Source organism: Paenibacillus sp. PDC88 (assembly GCF_900106725.1).
Taxonomy (GTDB): Bacteria; Bacillota; Bacilli; order Paenibacillales; family Paenibacillaceae; genus Paenibacillus; species Paenibacillus shunpengii.
Window position 1 is genome coordinate 1 of record NZ_FNNT01000021.1, and the last position, 17143, is coordinate 17143.

Genomic DNA, 17143 nt, shown 5'->3' on the forward strand with positions numbered 1-17143 from the left:
GTATTAGCGGAGACTTACACTAAGATCCTAGAGGCTGAAGAAGCGAAATATGGATTTTAAAGGAGCCAATGATGATGACTAATAAGGAGATTACGATTAAGAAACCATTGACGCCTGAGAATCGATCCCTTGGTGAGCTTGTGATACAGGGGGATATGGAGAGAATTATACAACTGTATGGACACCCATATACGATTAAAGGGACCGTGGTACATGGTCAAGCACTGGGAAGAACGTTAGGCTATCCAACCATAAATCTTGGAGGGGAAGCTGACCTCTATGTATCTCCAAAACCTGGAATCTATTTCGGGACTTCAGTAATATTTGAAGGAGATCGGGAGACTGAGCAATATAACGCCATAATAAGCGCTGGTTACCGTCCTACAGTAGGTGGAGAATCTTATTTTATTGAAGCCTTTTTATTAGATTATTCTGGCGATTTGTACGGTCGGAATGTATCACTTCAATTTTTAAAATATGTGAGGGAAGAAATTACGTTTGCCAATCTTGACGAGTTAATCATACAAATGAAATTAGATGAACAGCACGCCAGAGATTACTTTAGCCATAAAAACTTACTGAATAAACAGTGATATCATGAAGAATCTGCTAATACGATAATACGATTCTCATATATGTGACAGTAATCTTTTTAGAAACAAATGGAGGCTCTCTACGAACTGAGAAATAACCTTCTAAAGGGCAATAGCCTGTTTCCCGTACTTAAAGACTCGGGAGCAGGCTATTGTTGTATAGCATCATTTTTTAATGAAACTGCTTAAACAAACATAGTCAATCTTAAGATTATAATATGTGATTATTCGAGCACACGAAGTATGATGAAAGAGTCTCGTCAGAAATCTATCCGGGAGGTGAGAAGAGTCATGAGAAGCACAAAATTGTAAGCGGCATCATTTGATGGCGCAGCAGGCTCAATCAAAAAGGAGGAATTCATGATGATGAAAAAAAGTTTGGCTAAGCTATTCACGGCAGCCATGTGTTTGATAAGCGCCAGCCTATTAGGGGCGTCGCTAGACAAAGCACATGCGGATACGGCGTATTATGTGAGTCCGACAGGCCAGAATAGCAGCGGGTATGGTACGAATCCCTCGACTCCTTTCCGGACGATCCAATATGCGGCCGACCGGACTAATCCGGGTGATACCGTCTACGTCATGAATGGAACCTATTCCGAAACAAACAATGAAGCCGTCTTAAAAGTCACTCGATCCGGGAATGAAAATGCCTACATAACGTACAAAAATTATCCCGGACACAGCCCGAAACTGACAACGGATTCTGCCTGGAATCACATCCTCGTAGCAAGCGCATCCTACATCCGGATAGAAGGCTTTGAAATTGCCGGAAACAACGCCAACCTTACCGTTAGTCAAGGAGAAGCGCGTTATAATCATTATCTGCAGAACTATCCATCCGGCACGGTTGACTGGGATTACATGGCTGTAACGAATACGAACGGTATTAATGTCAAGCCTGCCAGTACGACAAGCGCAAAACCCAGTCATATCATTATCGAAAATAATAGTGTTCACGATGTGCCCGGCGGAGGCATCCTCACAGAGGAATCCGACTATATTACCATCCAGAACAATAACGTCTATAACAACGCGTGGTACGCGGTTTATGCAAATAGCGGTATCAGCGTCTTTCACTCTTATAATTCGGATAACAATACCAGTAATTATAAAAACATCGTACGCAACAACGAGGTGTATAACAACAAAGGGCTTGTTAAGTGGGTGAAGACGGAAGATTATTCGGATGGCAACGGTATTATTATCGATGACAACAAAAACACGCAGCTGAATGGCAGATTGGCGCCGTATACCGGGAAGACGCTGGTGACCAACAATATTACGTACAACAACGGGGGTTCGGGCATTCACGCCTACTCCAGCGCAAGGGTCGATATTATGAATAATACGTCCTATCAGAATGCCTCCCAGCTTAACTACGGTGAAATATACGCGCATGACAGCACAAATGTTAACTTGTTCAACAATATCATGTATGCACGCACTGGGCGACATATAACGTCGAACTCCAATAACAGCAATGTGAATTATAACTACAATATTTATTACAATGGAACCCCTGCCGTAAGCGGGCCGAACGATATTACCTCTGATCCGTTATTCTATAATGCGGAAGCCGGAGATTTCCGTGTCCATATCGGTTCGAAAGCGATCGACAACGGGACTTCTAGTCTAGCACCGAACCATGACTTTAGCGACAATTCGCGTCCAAGAGGATTTGCGCCGGACCGTGGCGCCTACGAAAGCCAAAATATAATCGGGAATCCCAGCTTCGAGTGGGGCAGCTTGACGGGCTGGGACAAGGAGCAGAATGCTGCTGGGATAACGGTCGTCTCAAATGGGACTTATAGCGGAACCCATAAAGTGGCGTTCGACACGACTGCAGCCACAAAATTATCGCAATCCAGAACCGCACCAGCAACTAAAACATATACCGCAACCGCTTATATAACCACGAATATTGCAGATAACATCAAATTGAACATCGAGGTCAACGGTGTAGCCAAAGGTACGCAGACAGTTGCTGCAGGCGGCGGGTACAAGAAGGCGACGGTTACCTTCTCAGCGAATGCGAATGACACGATAAAAGTATCCATTACCGCACCACAGACTTCAGGCGGTTGGGTCGGAATTGACAATATCTCAGTAGAATAATAGTGCCGAACTTCTATAAGATCATTTCAATACAACAGGAGGTTGACGAAGTGAAGAGGATAGTAGGACAGATCTTGATATTCGCGTTGTTTATTAGTTCATTTTATTCGGCTGTGCCTGCGGAGAAGGTGTTCGCCGACAGCGGGTCCAAACGATACGAAGCGGAGGCTGCAATACTAGAGAATGCTTCTGTAACAGATGCTGTTTACGTGGACATGTCCAATGAAGCATCCAGCATCACTTGGGATACAGTGAGTGCTTCCGTGTATGCGAATTATAATTTGAACATTAAATACAGCAGCAGTGCAAGTGGTATTGTAAAGCTCCATGTCAACGGTCAAGAAGTTGCCTCATTTACAACGGGACAAGAGGGAACACAAGAAAACTCGGTATGGAGCGATCTGAACGCCATTGTTACGCTTCATCCCGGCACTAATGTCATTCTACTGACATCGGAGGGGAAAGGCGGTCCTCTGGTCGATTATCTGGATGTCACACCATTCACGAAATTTATTGAAGGTGAATCGGGTCATGGCACAACGCATGTGAATCATACTTTTGGAGCCAACACAGCTGCTGCGCCAGGCTTTTCCGGTACAGGCTATGTCATTATTCCAGGCGGCAGAACACCGCCCGCATACTTACTATGGGATAACATTTCTATTGCAGAAACAGGAAGCTATACACTTAAATTCAGATATAATAATGCCGATAACGGAGCCAGACCCGTAAATCTTAAAGTAAATGATGTAGAGGTTCCAGGTTTTACGGGAGCAAGTACAGGCGCTTGGAGTAATTGGCAGCTTCAAGAAATCAAGAATGTTACCTTAAATGCCGGAACGAATTCGATAAAAATAGAGCCTAAATTAACAGCAGCAGGTCTAACGGCAGCTATGCCCAATATTGATCGAATTGAAATCCATCCGGAGTCCATTCCGGTCATAGGTGATCAAATCTTTCGAACAACAACCTTCGAGGCAGATGATGTAGATCCTGTCATTGCAGCGACTCCTGTTGGAGCAAATCTGGTTACTCCATTATTAGATGGCAAACCGGTGGATCCTTCTTCTAATACCGCTGTTACTTTAACTGAAGAGAATGGCAACCGGATGGCGCAGGTTACAATCCCTGCACGAAGTACGGGAACCATTGGATTTCCGTTCCATAGCAGCTGGACAACCCCTGTTTCCATGAATAGCTACACCATCGAAGCTAACCTGATGTTTAAAGATCAAAAGGCTAATTATTTGTTTAATCTCGTAAATGGTTCCGGTTCGCTTCATAATCCAATGCTCGTATTTGGTATGGACGGAAAGATGTACGCTCGTTCAGACAACAGCGCAAATGGTGCGTTGGCAGCTAGGACGGACTGGGAAATTAATACTTCCTATAAGATAAAGATGATAGCTCATGTCGATACAAAAAGCTATGATCTCTACCTTAATGACACCCAAATTGTAAATAATGAACCTATGAAAAATGAAAATTACTCTAGCGGCCTGAAAGCCTTTTATCTGCAAGTAAAGGACGGGCCGCATGAGGAGACTGCCGTAATCGTCGATAACATTAAGCTTTCTGGTTCCAATGAGGCTGGATCTGCGCCGGTAGTAAATCCGAATCCTGGAGAGTATTATATTGACTTTCCTTATATTGGAGAACCTGTGGATTATTATGTTAGTCCCTCGGGTTTGGATACCAATGATGGTTTGACGCCAGAAACCGCATTCAAAAACATTCAAACGGCCGCAGCATTAACAAACCCGGGAGATACCGTATATATTATGCCGGGTACCTATACAGCGAGTAACACGAGCTACGGAAGTGAATGGTTAAAGATTACACGCTCAGGCGCCAAAAATAAAAATACGGGCGAAACAGCTTATATTACGTACAAAGCCTATGATTTTAACAACAAGCCCAAGCTTAAGCTGGCCGATAACGTTCCGGGCATATGGAATATGGTCGATATTCAAGCGAATTACATTATTATTGATGGACTTGAAGTCGAAGGCAACAATATGAACATTTCGTTGGAGCAAGCAGAGGCAAACTATGAGCACAAAATAGCGGGCGGCTCGAACTGGGCCGAATATGCAAAGACCAACACCAATGGGATTAATGTTAAAGGACATCACATCATTGTCAAAAACTCGTATGTCCATCATATGGCTGGCGGCGGCATTGGCGGAGCAGGCGACTATATGTGGTTTGATCATAATATCAGTCACAGCAACAGCTGGTACTCGATGCATGCAACCAGTGGCATGGGTTCGATAAACAATGTGTCTTTCGATGATAATACGGCGGATTACAAAATTATCATGAGCAATAACATTATTTATGATAATGAAGCTAAAGTGAAGTGGGAAAAAACCAAAGGCTATTCGGATGGCAACGGCATTATCTTTGATGTTGATGACGGCTATTACGGAAAGAAATTAGCTTTCAATAATATTGTCTATAACAATGGCGGCGGTGGTATCCACATTTATAGAAGCAATAATGTTCATGTCATCAACAACACGATATATCATAACAGTAGAAGCCCGCATCTGAAATATCCCAATATGGATGCTCAATCTAGTGACAATTCCATCTTGATAAACAATATCTCGATTGCTAGGGATGAAGAGGGTGAATATGCCAATCTAAACAGTGGCTGGAATAATATGTTTGCCAACAACATTTACGGCGGCAATGTTCGGTTCTTGGATCAGAATGAACAGGTTATCAATCCCAAATTCGTAAATGTTTCTCAGGCAAATGGCAGTTTTGATTTCACATTGCAAGCAGATTCACCAGCAATCGATACCGGTACACGCGAGATATTCTCTAAATTGCCGCGGATTGCTGAAGGTTTTGGAGATGAAGTGGGTATCGATTCTCCATTCTCAAAGGACTTTTTAGGCAATGATCGTCCTTATGCCGGAGTCGGATCCAATAATAGAATTGATATCGGAGCCTATGAAACTGAATATAATAATCCAGAATACTTGGTAGATGACTCTATTGAGTTTAAGACGCCGATTCCGGATGAAATTCTGAAAGCAAAGGCATCGAAAGGAACACCGGAATTAGATGGCGAGATTGACGAGATCTGGTCAACAACAGAAAGCTTCCAGGCGATGAAGATCAGTGACCCTACCAAGGCAGCGCCTATGGCAACTATGCGTTTGCTATGGGATGAACATAATCTTTATGTTCTGGCCGAGGTTGAGGATGACAACCTAAGTGTCAGAGGTGCGAATTTGTGGGAACACGATTCCATGGAGTTCTTCATGGATGAGAACAATGGAAATTCGACAGCATTTCAATTAGATGACGGTCACTATCGAGTGAATTACGAGAATCTGAGAACGGGGGGATCCCGCGGTAAGGGCATTAACGCGAGCAGTTTCTCCTCAGCAGCGAAAGTAGTAGATGGCGGATACATTATTGAAGCTAAGCTGCCGCTTACAACCATAACAGGCTCCGTCGGGAAAGTTATTGGTTTCGATGCTGGAGCAAGCGATGACAACAATGATGATGGCATCCGCGATAATGCAACCATGTGGAGCAACCAACGCTTTAATTCCCATGAATCCACGGAGTGGTATGGGGATGTAACCTTTGTTGAAGCGGGGGATCTTCCGACAACGCCGGGGCCAGCACCGACGCCGGTTGTGGAGGGTTCTATGATTCAGTTGACACCAACCCTCACAGGTAATACGGCCAAGGCGGAGCTCTCACAGGAACTGCTCGACGACTTGCTCAAGCAAGCGGAAAGCGATGCAAGAGGCGAGAAAAACGTAAGAATTAAGCTCAACCCGATCGCTAACGCCAAATCGTATAGTCAAAGCCTGCCGGCACAAATGTCAAGGAAGGCGATGGCAAGATCTCACTGACGGTACAGTCGGAGCTTGGTACGATTACATTATCTAACGATATGCTGAAGGCGAATGATTTAGCAGACGCTTCAAGCGTACAGATTGTTATAACAGCTGCAGATACATCCGGCCTGAAGCAGGAATTGAAGGAAAGAATCGGCAGCAAGCCCGTTCTGGATCTCTCCGTACGGGTTGATGGTCAATTAATCGCATGGAAAAACAACAAGTCACCCGTAACCGTATCCGTCGATTACGAGCCAACAGCTGAGGAATTGGAAAAACCGGAGAATATCTTCGTGTGGTATATTGACGCCAAGGGTAAGGTTGTCAAATTACCATCTGGAAAATATGATACCGCATCCGGGAAAGTTACGTTTACAACTTCTCACTTTAGTCTGTTTGCAGTTGCTTATTAGATGAACAGCTTCGTGATGCTTCACACAGGATCGATGACCGTTACAGTGGAAGGCGATTCCTATAACGTGGTTTATACTCGAATATCAAGGACAGACACAATAAGGTGAATTGCAGCCATTGTTCGGAAGTAGGCGTCGACGTATGCTTAAGGCATGAAAGACACCAAGCGAACAAAGGAGACAATGAGATGAACACGACATTTATTCCGCCGCTCAAGCCTTTGACGGATGAGCAAATCGAGCAGTTCCGGGAGCAAGGATTTATTCTGTTTAAGAAAGGCATGTCGGAGGATTTAATCGAGGCCTTTAACGGACACGTCTACGATATTCGGAACCAATCGCCTATGCCGGAGTGGGCAGCTTGCGAAGAGAGCAAGAAGTATTCCCTTCGTCTATTTAACCCGCATAAACACGACAGCTTCTCGAGGCAATTGATGAAAAACGCTATCGTTCGCGGAGCGCTGGAGCAGTTGATGGGCAAGGAAGCCGTATGCGTGCAGAGCATGTATTTCTACAAAGAGCCGGGTTCCCCGGGGCAAGCTGCTCATCAAGATTACTATTACATTAAGAATGATCCGATGACGATGATTGCGGCATGGATCGCGATGGAGGAGTCGGTGGATGTCGAGAATGGTTGTCTGTGGGTTATGCCCGGCACGCACAAGCTTGGCCTGCTTCCGCATGGTGCTGTAAAAAATATCGAGGAGCACGAGCATTGGACGGAGGAGACCGAAGGGGTAGATACAACAAAACAGGTACCGGTTCTGATGGAGAAAGGGGATATCCTGTTCTTCAGCGAGCTGCTCATTCATTCCTCGAACAAAAATAGGAGCTTAAATCGTTGGCGGAGGTCATACGTGTGTCATTACATTCGCGAAGATTCCAGCGTGCTTCATCGTGAAGATTTGCGTCAGAAGTATCCGCTTTATTAGGAGGCGGCGAAATCGACGGCCTTAGTCCATTGGTATCGGGGCTAAGGCCGTCTTTTTGTGCCAAATATTCTGCTGTTACTCCTCAAACGAAGGAATCAGTACTTCCTTTCCGCCTTTCATGGCGGATTCGTGCGCGCAAATGCCGGCAGCTGTCCAGTTGGCTGCAGTCACGGCGTCGATACGAGGCTTGCGATCCTCGACGATACTCCGTATAAACTCATGCACCAAATGCGGATGGGAACCATGATGGCCATTTCCCTGGAGTACGGATTGATGCGGGTTGTTCGGATCCAGCTCATCTTGATTCGTAATGTAATAAGCTAGCTCAGGAGGCAGCAAATCGGGACGGGCAGGCGGAGCAACACGTTCCGTATGAATGTTACGGCCCCTGCCTTCCTCCAGCTCGCCCATCTTGAACAGGATAGGCGCTTCATCTTCCATATGCCATTCCATTGAAGCTTTCTCCCCATAGATATTGAAGCTCTCCATATATGCTCTTGCCGTGTGGAACAAAGTACGTGTGACCTCTGCACTGATCGGCTCCTTATCCAGTTGGAAAATCGCCGTCTCCACCGGATAGGGGTTGCCATATCGCTGTACAAGCTCCTCACGCATCGTACCGGAGCCAAAGCAGTGCACTTTGGTCGCACGCGCACCGGTTATGGCCAGAAGAGGAGAAACGGCGTGTGTTGCATAGTGCATCGGGGGAAGACCCATCCAGTAGGCAGGCCAATTCTCCATGTCCTGATAATGGGCGCCGCGAAGGAATTGTATCGGACCAAACTCGCCGCGATCCATCATCTCCTGTGCATACAAAAATTGATAAGTATAGACCGCAGTCTCCATCATCATATAATTTCGGTTGTTGAGCTTCTGGGCCGCAACGATAGCCTTCAGTTCATCAATGGTTGTGGCCATAGGAACAGTGCAGGCGCAATGCTTGCCCGCATTCAATACAGCTATGGATTGCTGCGCATGCATGGGAATCGGAGTAACTAAATGGACGGCGTCATATTCATCGGAACGAAGTATTTCTTGCAGATCCGTGTAACGGCGCTCGAAGCCGAACTTATCCCCGTACTGTTGCAGCAGCGTTTCGTCCGGATCGCATATGGCTACATGCTCTACATCGGGATGTGCATGATAGATCGGGGCAAACGCACCTCCAAACCTAAGGCCTGCAAGCGCGACCCGTAATTTTCTGCCTTGTTGGTTGTTCATATAGGTGATCTCTCCTTTATTGATGTTATGAATAATTCTATTATTACGAAACGTTTAACCGTTGAGAATGAACCGATTCGCAGAATAAATATACTTTGTTCAGGTTTTTAATGAAGTCGAAAGTAAGTAAAAAAAACAGACTCATAGATTGGGGGTGGAGTCTTGCACGAGGTTATACTTCTGGGAAGCGAGTACCCGCTTGTTCGCGACATAGGTACGACGTATACCCAAGGCCGATGGATACATCCGGAACGTGTTGCGGACTACCATGTATGTATTTATTGCATACAAGGCCAAATGCAGGTTGTTGAGGATGGGAAGGAGTACATTCTGCGAGACGGAGATATTATGTTTTTGAAGAAAGGTGTTCATCATTGGGGTGGCGAAGGAACGCTTCCCGGTACTTCGACCTTATGGATCCACTTCTACGATTCACCGAATAACCAGGTTGAATTGCCGGCAACGGAACAAACATCTCTTCATCAAATGCTGTTCGCTCCTACTGATCAACTATTCTCAAAAAGTCAGTACGAGTGTACAGTCGTTCTGCCGAAGTTGATGAATGTCAAAGGATTCCCGCACATGAACAGAAAAGCCCGAGAGCTTTATGAGCTATATTCGTCATCACGGCCATTTCGTCATCTCTATGTATCCCTGGAGACGATGTCTCTGTTCCTGGAGATCTACCGCATCTCACTCATGCGTCATATTCCCGGCAAGTCTGATGCGCTCGTTCAGAAATTGGCTAGATATTTGGAGGAGCACTGTGAGGAAGAACTGGATATAGAGCGAATAAAATCAACATTTCAACGTAACTACAACTACCTCAGCACTTTGTTTAAAGCCAAGCTCGGGACGAGCATCTTCTGCTTTCATGAACGGCAGCGTATCATGAAGGCGGCCGAATTGTTGAAGAACACATCAATGAATATTACGGAGGTGAGCTATGCTCTTCAATTCAATAGTCCTTATTATTTCAGTCGGGTGTTCAAGAAGGTGATGGGCGAGTCGCCGACCGATTATATTAAAAATATTTACCGGATGAAGTAGGACTACTTGGATAGTTTCATGTTAGAAAAGATAGGGTCTGGAACGAGAAGATAATTGACCATGTTTTATAGAGGTTTCTCCATTGAGGCCATGCCACAAGAGAGTATAATCATAGGTGAGCGAAAGTAAATCATCCATATGTTTGTATGGGAAGAAGGGTGTGATAAGGTTGCATCAGATCGAACAGGTATCAACGGTGATCATAGGCGCTTCATTCCTAGGTTTGGGGCTTGCCTCTCGTCTTGGCCCAGATGTTTTGGTTATCGAGCCTTCTAATGGTGTGGGGAACGAATTCATTCGCAGCTTCCGGCTGTCGGACCGCAAGTATACGCCTGTGACTGCAAGCGGTGTTGAACTGCTTAGGGAGCTTATCCTCAGGAATGTAACGGATGAGGAGGGAAGGCTTCATTTGCCGGGGATGATGCCGGTGATGATCCAGCATATCACCGGACAGAAGCTGCATGTGAGAATGCAGACGCAAGTTGTGGAGGTGCACCTTCGTGACGGAAAATTCGAAGTCGTGTGCTATGATGCCTCGGGATTTCGTTATTTCGTTGCTGACCGTCTGGTGGACACGACTTCGCAGTGTGTCACTAGGAATGGTCAGGGCTGTGTAAAGACCAAGAGCCTGAATATGATGCTGCTCGGTACCTTCGGCACTCATCACTCAGAGGAATCTTCAGCGTACACGATATACCAAGGGCGCTTCCCGAACGAAACGGTGTTGAAATTCGCTGTAGATCCAATGGATGACTGGATAACGGCAAGAAGCAAATTGTTCGATTTTTGGCTTAATCGTCCGGAGCCATTGCGTCACTGCTCATTCGTGACGCACGCAGATGAGTTCGATATAGAGCTTGATACGATGCAAGCATCGATTCAACCAGGATGGGACTGGCTGCCTTCCGCCTATTATGCGAATCCGCTGGAAGCCTATGATCAGGGATACAACTTTGAGATTGGGGGTAGACGATGATGCGTTTAATGGAGAAACATGCTGGGGTGATTACGCCATCTGCTAGTAAGGGCGTATTCGAGGATCACTATGACGTTATCGTAGTAGGCCTCGGTACGGCGGGATCCATGGCCGCTATTCGTGCAGCCCAAAGAGGATTGAAGGTGCTAGGGCTTGAGAAGCTCTCTTGCATGGGAGGGACAGGGACGACAGGTGGTGTTGTAGGCTATTACTATGGCAATCGAGGCGGGGTTTTTGAATCCATAGACAGTCAAGTGGCTGCTTACCAGAGGCAAGATGATTTCGTACCTTTCCTAGGTGTGCATTCCGAGATTAAAAACTGGGTAATGGATTCCGAAGCGATGAAGGCAGGCGTCGATGTCGAATACGAATCTTATGTTATAGGAGTGTACCTGGAGGGCCAGGCGGTGAAGGGTTTACGTTGGGTATCACCGAAGGGTGTTCATCAGACTTCAGCTAAGTTCATTATCGATAGTACCGGAAATGCGGAGGTTTGTGAGCTGGCTGGCTGCTCCTTCGATATGGGCAGGGAAATGGATGGGACCTGCCAGCCTTTCTCCAATGTGCAGATGAGATTGTACCCTAATCATAAAGTAGGCAACTTCTATACGGATTCAGGCTACATGGATATCAGTAAGGCGGAGGATGTGACCCGTGCGATCTTCGAATCGAATCTGTTAGGTACCCATTTGCAAGAGCGTTATGATGCAGAATCAATGCTGCTGAAGATCTGTCAGCTGCTAGGTATACGTGAAAGTCGCAATATCGTGGGGGAGGAGAGAGTTACCTTCTCAGATTTTCTTGAAGGCCGGGTGACAAGGGAACCTGTATTTCAAGGCTTCTCCAACTTGGATAACCATGGGAAGGATATGGCGTTCGAAAGCAATACCCAGCAGGATTGGCTTGTCGCAGCAAGCTTGTTCGGTCCTTGCTTCAACGTTCCAATCCCTAGAGAGGCCTTGATCCCAAGAGGATTTGACGGGTTGCTGGCCGCTGGCCGCTGTATTTCGCTTGATCATGACATCGCCTCTGCCATAAGGCAGAAGCGGGATATGGAGAAATGCGGGGAGACCGCTGCGAATATGGCCTATCTGTCCATTTCGGAGGAAGTTCCAATCAGAGAGATTTCCTATGAACAGCTGGTAGAGCTGCAGCTCGAGACCGGGTGCATGAGAGCAGGAGACCGACCTGAATTCAAGGAGATGACACCGCAAGAATCGAATGAAGAGCTAGCTGTCCCCGCTATGAAGTGGCTGAACGATCCGCAAGAGATAAAGGTTGCCTTAAGTTCGGATAAATCGGGCTTTGCTATCTGGTCTGCTAAGCGGTTGGGAGATCAGATGAGGGGAACCTTACAGGAGTGGATGGGTGAGCAGGATTACGGCTTGCTTCGTAAAAACTGTGCGTTGGCACTTGGTTTGATCGGAGATTCTGTTTGTTTGCCTGTGCTGCGGGAGATGGTATATAGCCGAGATCTCTATGTGCCAAAGTCTAGCCGTAAGTTCAATCAACCTCATGTATTTGCAGCCATTTATTTGTTGGGCCGGCTAGAGGATCAGGACATCATGCCAGAGCTGCTCTCTTTCATACGAAGTGAGGCTTTCATTGATAAAATGGATGTAGATCGAAGCAATGATGAATTCATTTTTGATCTCAAGGAGTTATATTTCCAGTTCTTCTCTTTCTCCATGATAGCTGCCATTCGAATCGCGGATGCTTTCCCGAAATGGAGAAGTCAAGTGACTGAGTTGTTAACTAATCGGCTCGCCGACCCTGAATTAGAATTAGTCATTACTCTAAAAACTCATATTAAAGAAGCGAATGGATTTTTGAAGAAAAATATGAATGACCGGGTTAATTACATTTACGAAAAGCGAGTCCAGCATTGGATTTAATAGGAATCAAATGGCTTTATCTCTTATAATAGGGAAAGGCCATTTTTCCTATTAAATCAGGGTTGGAGGTGCAGGGATGGATCAGGATTTCATGAATCGGTTTATGCCGAGAGTTATCGATGTTTTGATTCGGGATAAGGAGCACTGGAGCAATCACCAATATGAGGTGGAAATCCCTTTGACACGAATGTGTAATATGGGGTATGTCTTCAACGGCGAAGGGAAACTGGAGATTAATGATGAGAGCTATAAGCTGCGCAAAGGGTGTTTTTATCACGTCTCTCCGCCTGGTGTCCGATTGAAGTTTACTACGGAGTCAAGTAATCCGCTATTATATATTGCTGTGCATTTCGATTATCGATTAATGGAGTGGGAAGGACGAGAGTTAATTTCCAAGGTATCTCGTACTTCTTTGCGGCTTCCGCATGTGCTTGAGTTAGAGAGTGTGACGCGGGCAGAAGAGCAGTTTCGGCAGCTGCTTCAGCTGTGGAAGGATAAGGGGCCGGGGTATGAGTGGCGCTCCCGTAATTTTCTTATTCGTTTATTGGATCAACTGGAAGGTATGCAGGCGTCTAAGCCATTATCTGAATTAAGGGCAGAGCACTCGATTCACCGTGCTATGGAGCATGTACATGAACACTTCAGAGAACCATTAAACAGAGAAGAAATGGCACAATATTGCTCCTTGTCGGTCAGTTATTTTTCTCTATTATTTAAGAAATATACAGGATACAGCTATGTTCAATACCTACATAAAGTGCGCCTGGAGAAGGCCAAGATGCTTCTGCGCAATGGATTCGCTCCTGTTTCGGAGATTGCGCGTGATATTGGCTATGAAGATCCGCTATATTTCTCCAAGCTCTTTACGCGGGAAGTGGGCTTATCACCGAGGGATTATCGCAAGGGATAAAGGGGTTGATTAAAATGAAGCCTAAAATCTTTATTACAAGGAAAATTCCATCCAGTGCACTGGACAAGCTTGCATTGATATGTGAAGTGGACCTGTGGGACGAAGAAGAGATCCCTGTTCCCAGAGATGTGTTAGAGCAAAAGGTTAAGGATGTCGAAGGCTTGCTGTGCTTGCTTACCGAAGCAATAGATCAGCCCTTGTTAGAGAAAGCGCACCGTTTGAAGGTGGTTAGTAACATGGCCGTCGGCTACAACAACATTGATGTGGCCGAAGCCAGCAGCAGAGCCATTATGGTCACGAATACCCCGGGTGTGCTTACGGAGACTACGGCGGACTTAACCTTTGCTTTATTAATGGCGACCTCGCGAAGGGTTGTGGAGGCTTCCCAATATCTACGGAAAGGCGAATGGAAAACCTGGTCTCCCATGCAGCTGACGGGACAAGATATATATGGAGCGACCATGGGAATCATCGGGATGGGAAGGATTGGCCAAGCGTTGGCGAAACGGGCGAAGGGATTCGATATGCGGGTGCTCTACTTTAATCGGAGTCGCAAGCTTGATGCAGAGCAGGAGAACGGCATAGAATACGCAGAGTTGGATGCTCTTCTAACCCAGTCCGATTTCGTATGCTTGATGACTCCGTTGAGCGATGAGACGTATCATCTTATTGGGAAGCGAGAACTGGAGCTGATGAAGTCCACGGCTGTCTTGATCAACACCGCGCGTGGAGGAATCGTGGACGAGGAGGCCCTGTATGATGCGTTGACGCAGGGCGAGATCTGGGCTGCCGGTTTAGATGTATTCGAGCAAGAGCCCATCCGGATGGATCATCCGCTGCTCAAGCTGCCGAACGTAGTCACACTGCCCCATATTGGCAGTGCTTCCATTCGCACCAGGACGTTAATGGCTGAGTTAGCTGCGGATAATTTAATTCGCGGATTACTTGGACAACGGCCGGAACACTTGGTGAACGATTAACACCGAGTAAACTACTGCTTTAGCTTGGGGAAGATTGATGCACCACGAGAATTCCACATTAATTTGACCGCTATGTCACAGTTAACGGGAAACTTTAGCCTAATATACAGGGAGCAGATTGCCGCATGGTAACTGCCCCCTGTTTTCATTCACGGAATCGACTGAATTATATCATACTCTTCAAGCTCAGTAGGAGGCCGAATTCAAATCGCTTGTTTGGCACAATGGTCAAATAAAAGCTTAAAAAACGGAATTTGGGTACTGGAAAAAGGTATGGAGGGACAAAAAAATGTTCCGATCAGCGATAAGGTATATAACTAATCGGTTTCTGCATGTTATATTAATTTTAATGAGGGCGAATTTGAGGAGGAATACGGATGAAAGAGGAAGAAGATATGGCCCCAGGATGGGATGCCATTGAAGATGCGATGACCAAGCTATACGGAGATCAGAAGCCTATGCACTACGGCTCGTCGCTGCCTGCTATGTTCGGAGGTGATCCGCTGGACGGCATCAGTGTATATAAAGCGGAGCATCCTGCGCCGCATTGGCATATGGTGACTTTTGGATTTACGGAGCTGTACGGCAAGGAGAAGGAGGATAAGGAGCATAGCGGTTTCGGCTTTGAGCTGACCTTCAGGCTGAAGCGCAGCGAGACGGAGGAGCAGCCTCCGGCATGGGCGCTTGACCTACTGCAAAATATGGGAAGGTATATATACAAAAGCGGAAACCGATTCCGGTCGGGTGATTACTTGGATACCAATGGTCCAATCTGCTTGGGTTCGGATACGAAGCTTAAAGCGCTATGCTATACGGAGGATCCGGAGCTGCCTTCGATAGAAACGCCAAATGGGCGTATGGAGTTTATCCAAATGATTGGCATTACAGGGGATGAACGAGATGCAATGCAGACGTGGAATTCGCATGCCATGCTGAAAATCTGCGAGCCATATATGCCTTACTATATAACGGATCTCGAGCGGTCATCTTTGCTGATGCTGCCTGCGGTTGCCACAGCGGTGGAGGAAGGCTTGAAGCGTGACGGGTCGAATACGGGCTTCCTGTATGTCAGCCAATTAGGCTGGGAGCCGCCCGTGAAACGGCTGTTAAGAAAATCGCCGGCGGTGCTTACGCTTGGTGCCAAGCAGGCAGAGATTATCGGCAAGATGCTTTCGGGCCGCATTTTGAAGCAAAACCCTCTGTATCTCTCAGGTCCGAACGTTCGGGTAGCGCTGGAGCCGGGAGATAATCCGGTGATTGAAGAAGGTCCGGAGCACATTCGTATCGTGCTGGATGCGGCAACCGTTGCCGAGCTGTCAAGCAAGCTGCGGCCGAAGGAGGAGCTGATTAAGCTATCCTCCTTTAAGGGTCTAACCGTTCAGGTAGCCAAAACGTATATTAAAGACCAGCAAGACAATGTGGTAGAGACGATTGGTTGAAAGTTAACTTATTAAGGCTAAGAATAGGGCTTCTCAAAGGTCATCACAATGAGAGGCTGTATTCCTTTGTTAAGGGCTTGTCTGCATCGGCATTATGGACTTAAATGAGCCTCTACATTAATCTTTCCCATTCACTGTGGGACGGACGGCATTCTGCACTAAAACTGAATAACTTAAAAACACTTAAACAAGCCTGTCTTTATAAATAGACAGGCTTGTTTATACTTTTAATATATCAAGTTAAACGAAGAGCTTCTATATGTAGAAGAGCAAACGAAGGCATGAAAGTCAATTGTTATATTGACGGTTCACCAAATTGAATAATAGGAGAATACGTTGTACAATCTCTATTTTAGAGCATGGGACAAAAACATGATTAGTGTTTGATTACAGAAGATGACAAAGAGCTTTGCGTTCTTATAAAAAAATGTGTAGAGCAGGAAAATCTAACTGCTGTGACTGCTACCGGTGGTGCAGCCGGGCTGAGGTTGGCTGATGAAAAACGCGATACCTCTTTCGCTTGTCATTCTTGATGTAATGATGTCCGGCTTGGATGGTTTTCAAGTGCTTCAAAAAATTAGAGAAACCAGTAATGTTCCTGTTCTAATGCTTTTGTCGGCTATATGGAAACAATCGAAAACGGATTAGTACCCGGGCAGGAAAAAGACAAATATGTTCAAGTAGCTTCTGTTAAATTCCTTACATGTAAAATATTCTCATATTTTAGTAGTGAAAGTTCGCAGCACG

12 protein-coding genes are annotated in these 17143 nt (G+C 46.0%); 11 read left to right on the top strand and 1 reads right to left on the bottom strand.

Annotation, left to right across the window (positions count from 1 at the left end; translation table 11 throughout):
• The first annotated feature begins 68 nt into the window (after positions 1-68).
• From BLW49_RS27755 to BLW49_RS27775, 5 genes are all read left to right on the top strand, one after another.
• The gene (locus BLW49_RS27755) at positions 69-593 is read left to right on the top strand and encodes a riboflavin kinase (RefSeq protein ID WP_090728104.1); all 525 of its coding nucleotides are present in this window, start codon (positions 69-71) and stop codon (positions 591-593) included.
• A gap of 360 nt (positions 594-953) precedes the next feature.
• A complete protein-coding gene (locus BLW49_RS27760) occupies positions 954-2711 on the top strand; it encodes a right-handed parallel beta-helix repeat-containing protein (protein ID WP_256209960.1) in 1758 nt (585 codons plus the stop codon).
• Between the two features lie 50 nt (positions 2712-2761).
• A complete protein-coding gene (locus tag BLW49_RS27765; protein WP_256209961.1) occupies positions 2762-6595 on the top strand; it encodes a sugar-binding protein in 3834 nt (1277 codons plus the stop codon).
• A gap of 41 nt (positions 6596-6636) precedes the next feature.
• On the top strand, positions 6637-6993 hold the full coding sequence (locus tag BLW49_RS27770; protein WP_090728105.1) for a hypothetical protein: 357 nt from the start codon (positions 6637-6639) through the stop codon (positions 6991-6993).
• 188 nt (positions 6994-7181) lie between these two features.
• Positions 7182-7925 (top strand): phytanoyl-CoA dioxygenase family protein, encoded by a 744-nt coding sequence (locus BLW49_RS27775; protein WP_076314019.1) that lies wholly within the window; start codon positions 7182-7184, stop codon positions 7923-7925.
• A gap of 75 nt (positions 7926-8000) precedes the next feature.
• Here the strand turns inward: BLW49_RS27775 and BLW49_RS27780 are convergent, their stop codons facing one another.
• Positions 8001-9146: a Gfo/Idh/MocA family protein gene (locus tag BLW49_RS27780; protein ID WP_090728107.1), complete on the bottom strand. Its 1146-nt coding sequence runs from the start codon at positions 9144-9146 to the stop codon at positions 8001-8003.
• A 162-nt stretch (positions 9147-9308) separates the two neighbouring features.
• On the opposite strand from BLW49_RS27780, the gene BLW49_RS27785 reads away from it, so the two are divergent.
• From BLW49_RS27785 to BLW49_RS27810, 6 genes are all read left to right on the top strand, one after another.
• The gene (locus tag BLW49_RS27785; RefSeq protein ID WP_076314021.1) at positions 9309-10196 is read left to right on the top strand and encodes a helix-turn-helix domain-containing protein; all 888 of its coding nucleotides are present in this window, start codon (positions 9309-9311) and stop codon (positions 10194-10196) included.
• A 169-nt stretch (positions 10197-10365) separates the two neighbouring features.
• Positions 10366-11172: a hypothetical protein gene (locus BLW49_RS27790; RefSeq protein WP_090728109.1), complete on the top strand. Its 807-nt coding sequence runs from the start codon at positions 10366-10368 to the stop codon at positions 11170-11172.
• Positions 11169-13067, top strand: a complete 1899-nt coding sequence (locus tag BLW49_RS29420; RefSeq protein ID WP_305728154.1) for an FAD-dependent oxidoreductase — start codon at positions 11169-11171, stop codon at positions 13065-13067. Before BLW49_RS27790 ends, BLW49_RS29420 begins: the two co-directional genes overlap by 4 nt.
• A gap of 76 nt (positions 13068-13143) precedes the next feature.
• The gene (locus BLW49_RS27800; RefSeq protein WP_076314024.1) at positions 13144-13977 is read left to right on the top strand and encodes an AraC family transcriptional regulator; all 834 of its coding nucleotides are present in this window, start codon (positions 13144-13146) and stop codon (positions 13975-13977) included.
• A 14-nt stretch (positions 13978-13991) separates the two neighbouring features.
• Positions 13992-14957, top strand: coding sequence for a 2-hydroxyacid dehydrogenase (locus BLW49_RS27805; protein ID WP_076314025.1), 966 nt, complete (start codon positions 13992-13994; stop codon positions 14955-14957).
• A 377-nt stretch (positions 14958-15334) separates the two neighbouring features.
• Positions 15335-16396 (top strand): suppressor of fused domain protein, encoded by a 1062-nt coding sequence (locus BLW49_RS27810; protein ID WP_090728112.1) that lies wholly within the window; start codon positions 15335-15337, stop codon positions 16394-16396.
• Positions 16397-17143 lie beyond the last annotated feature (747 nt).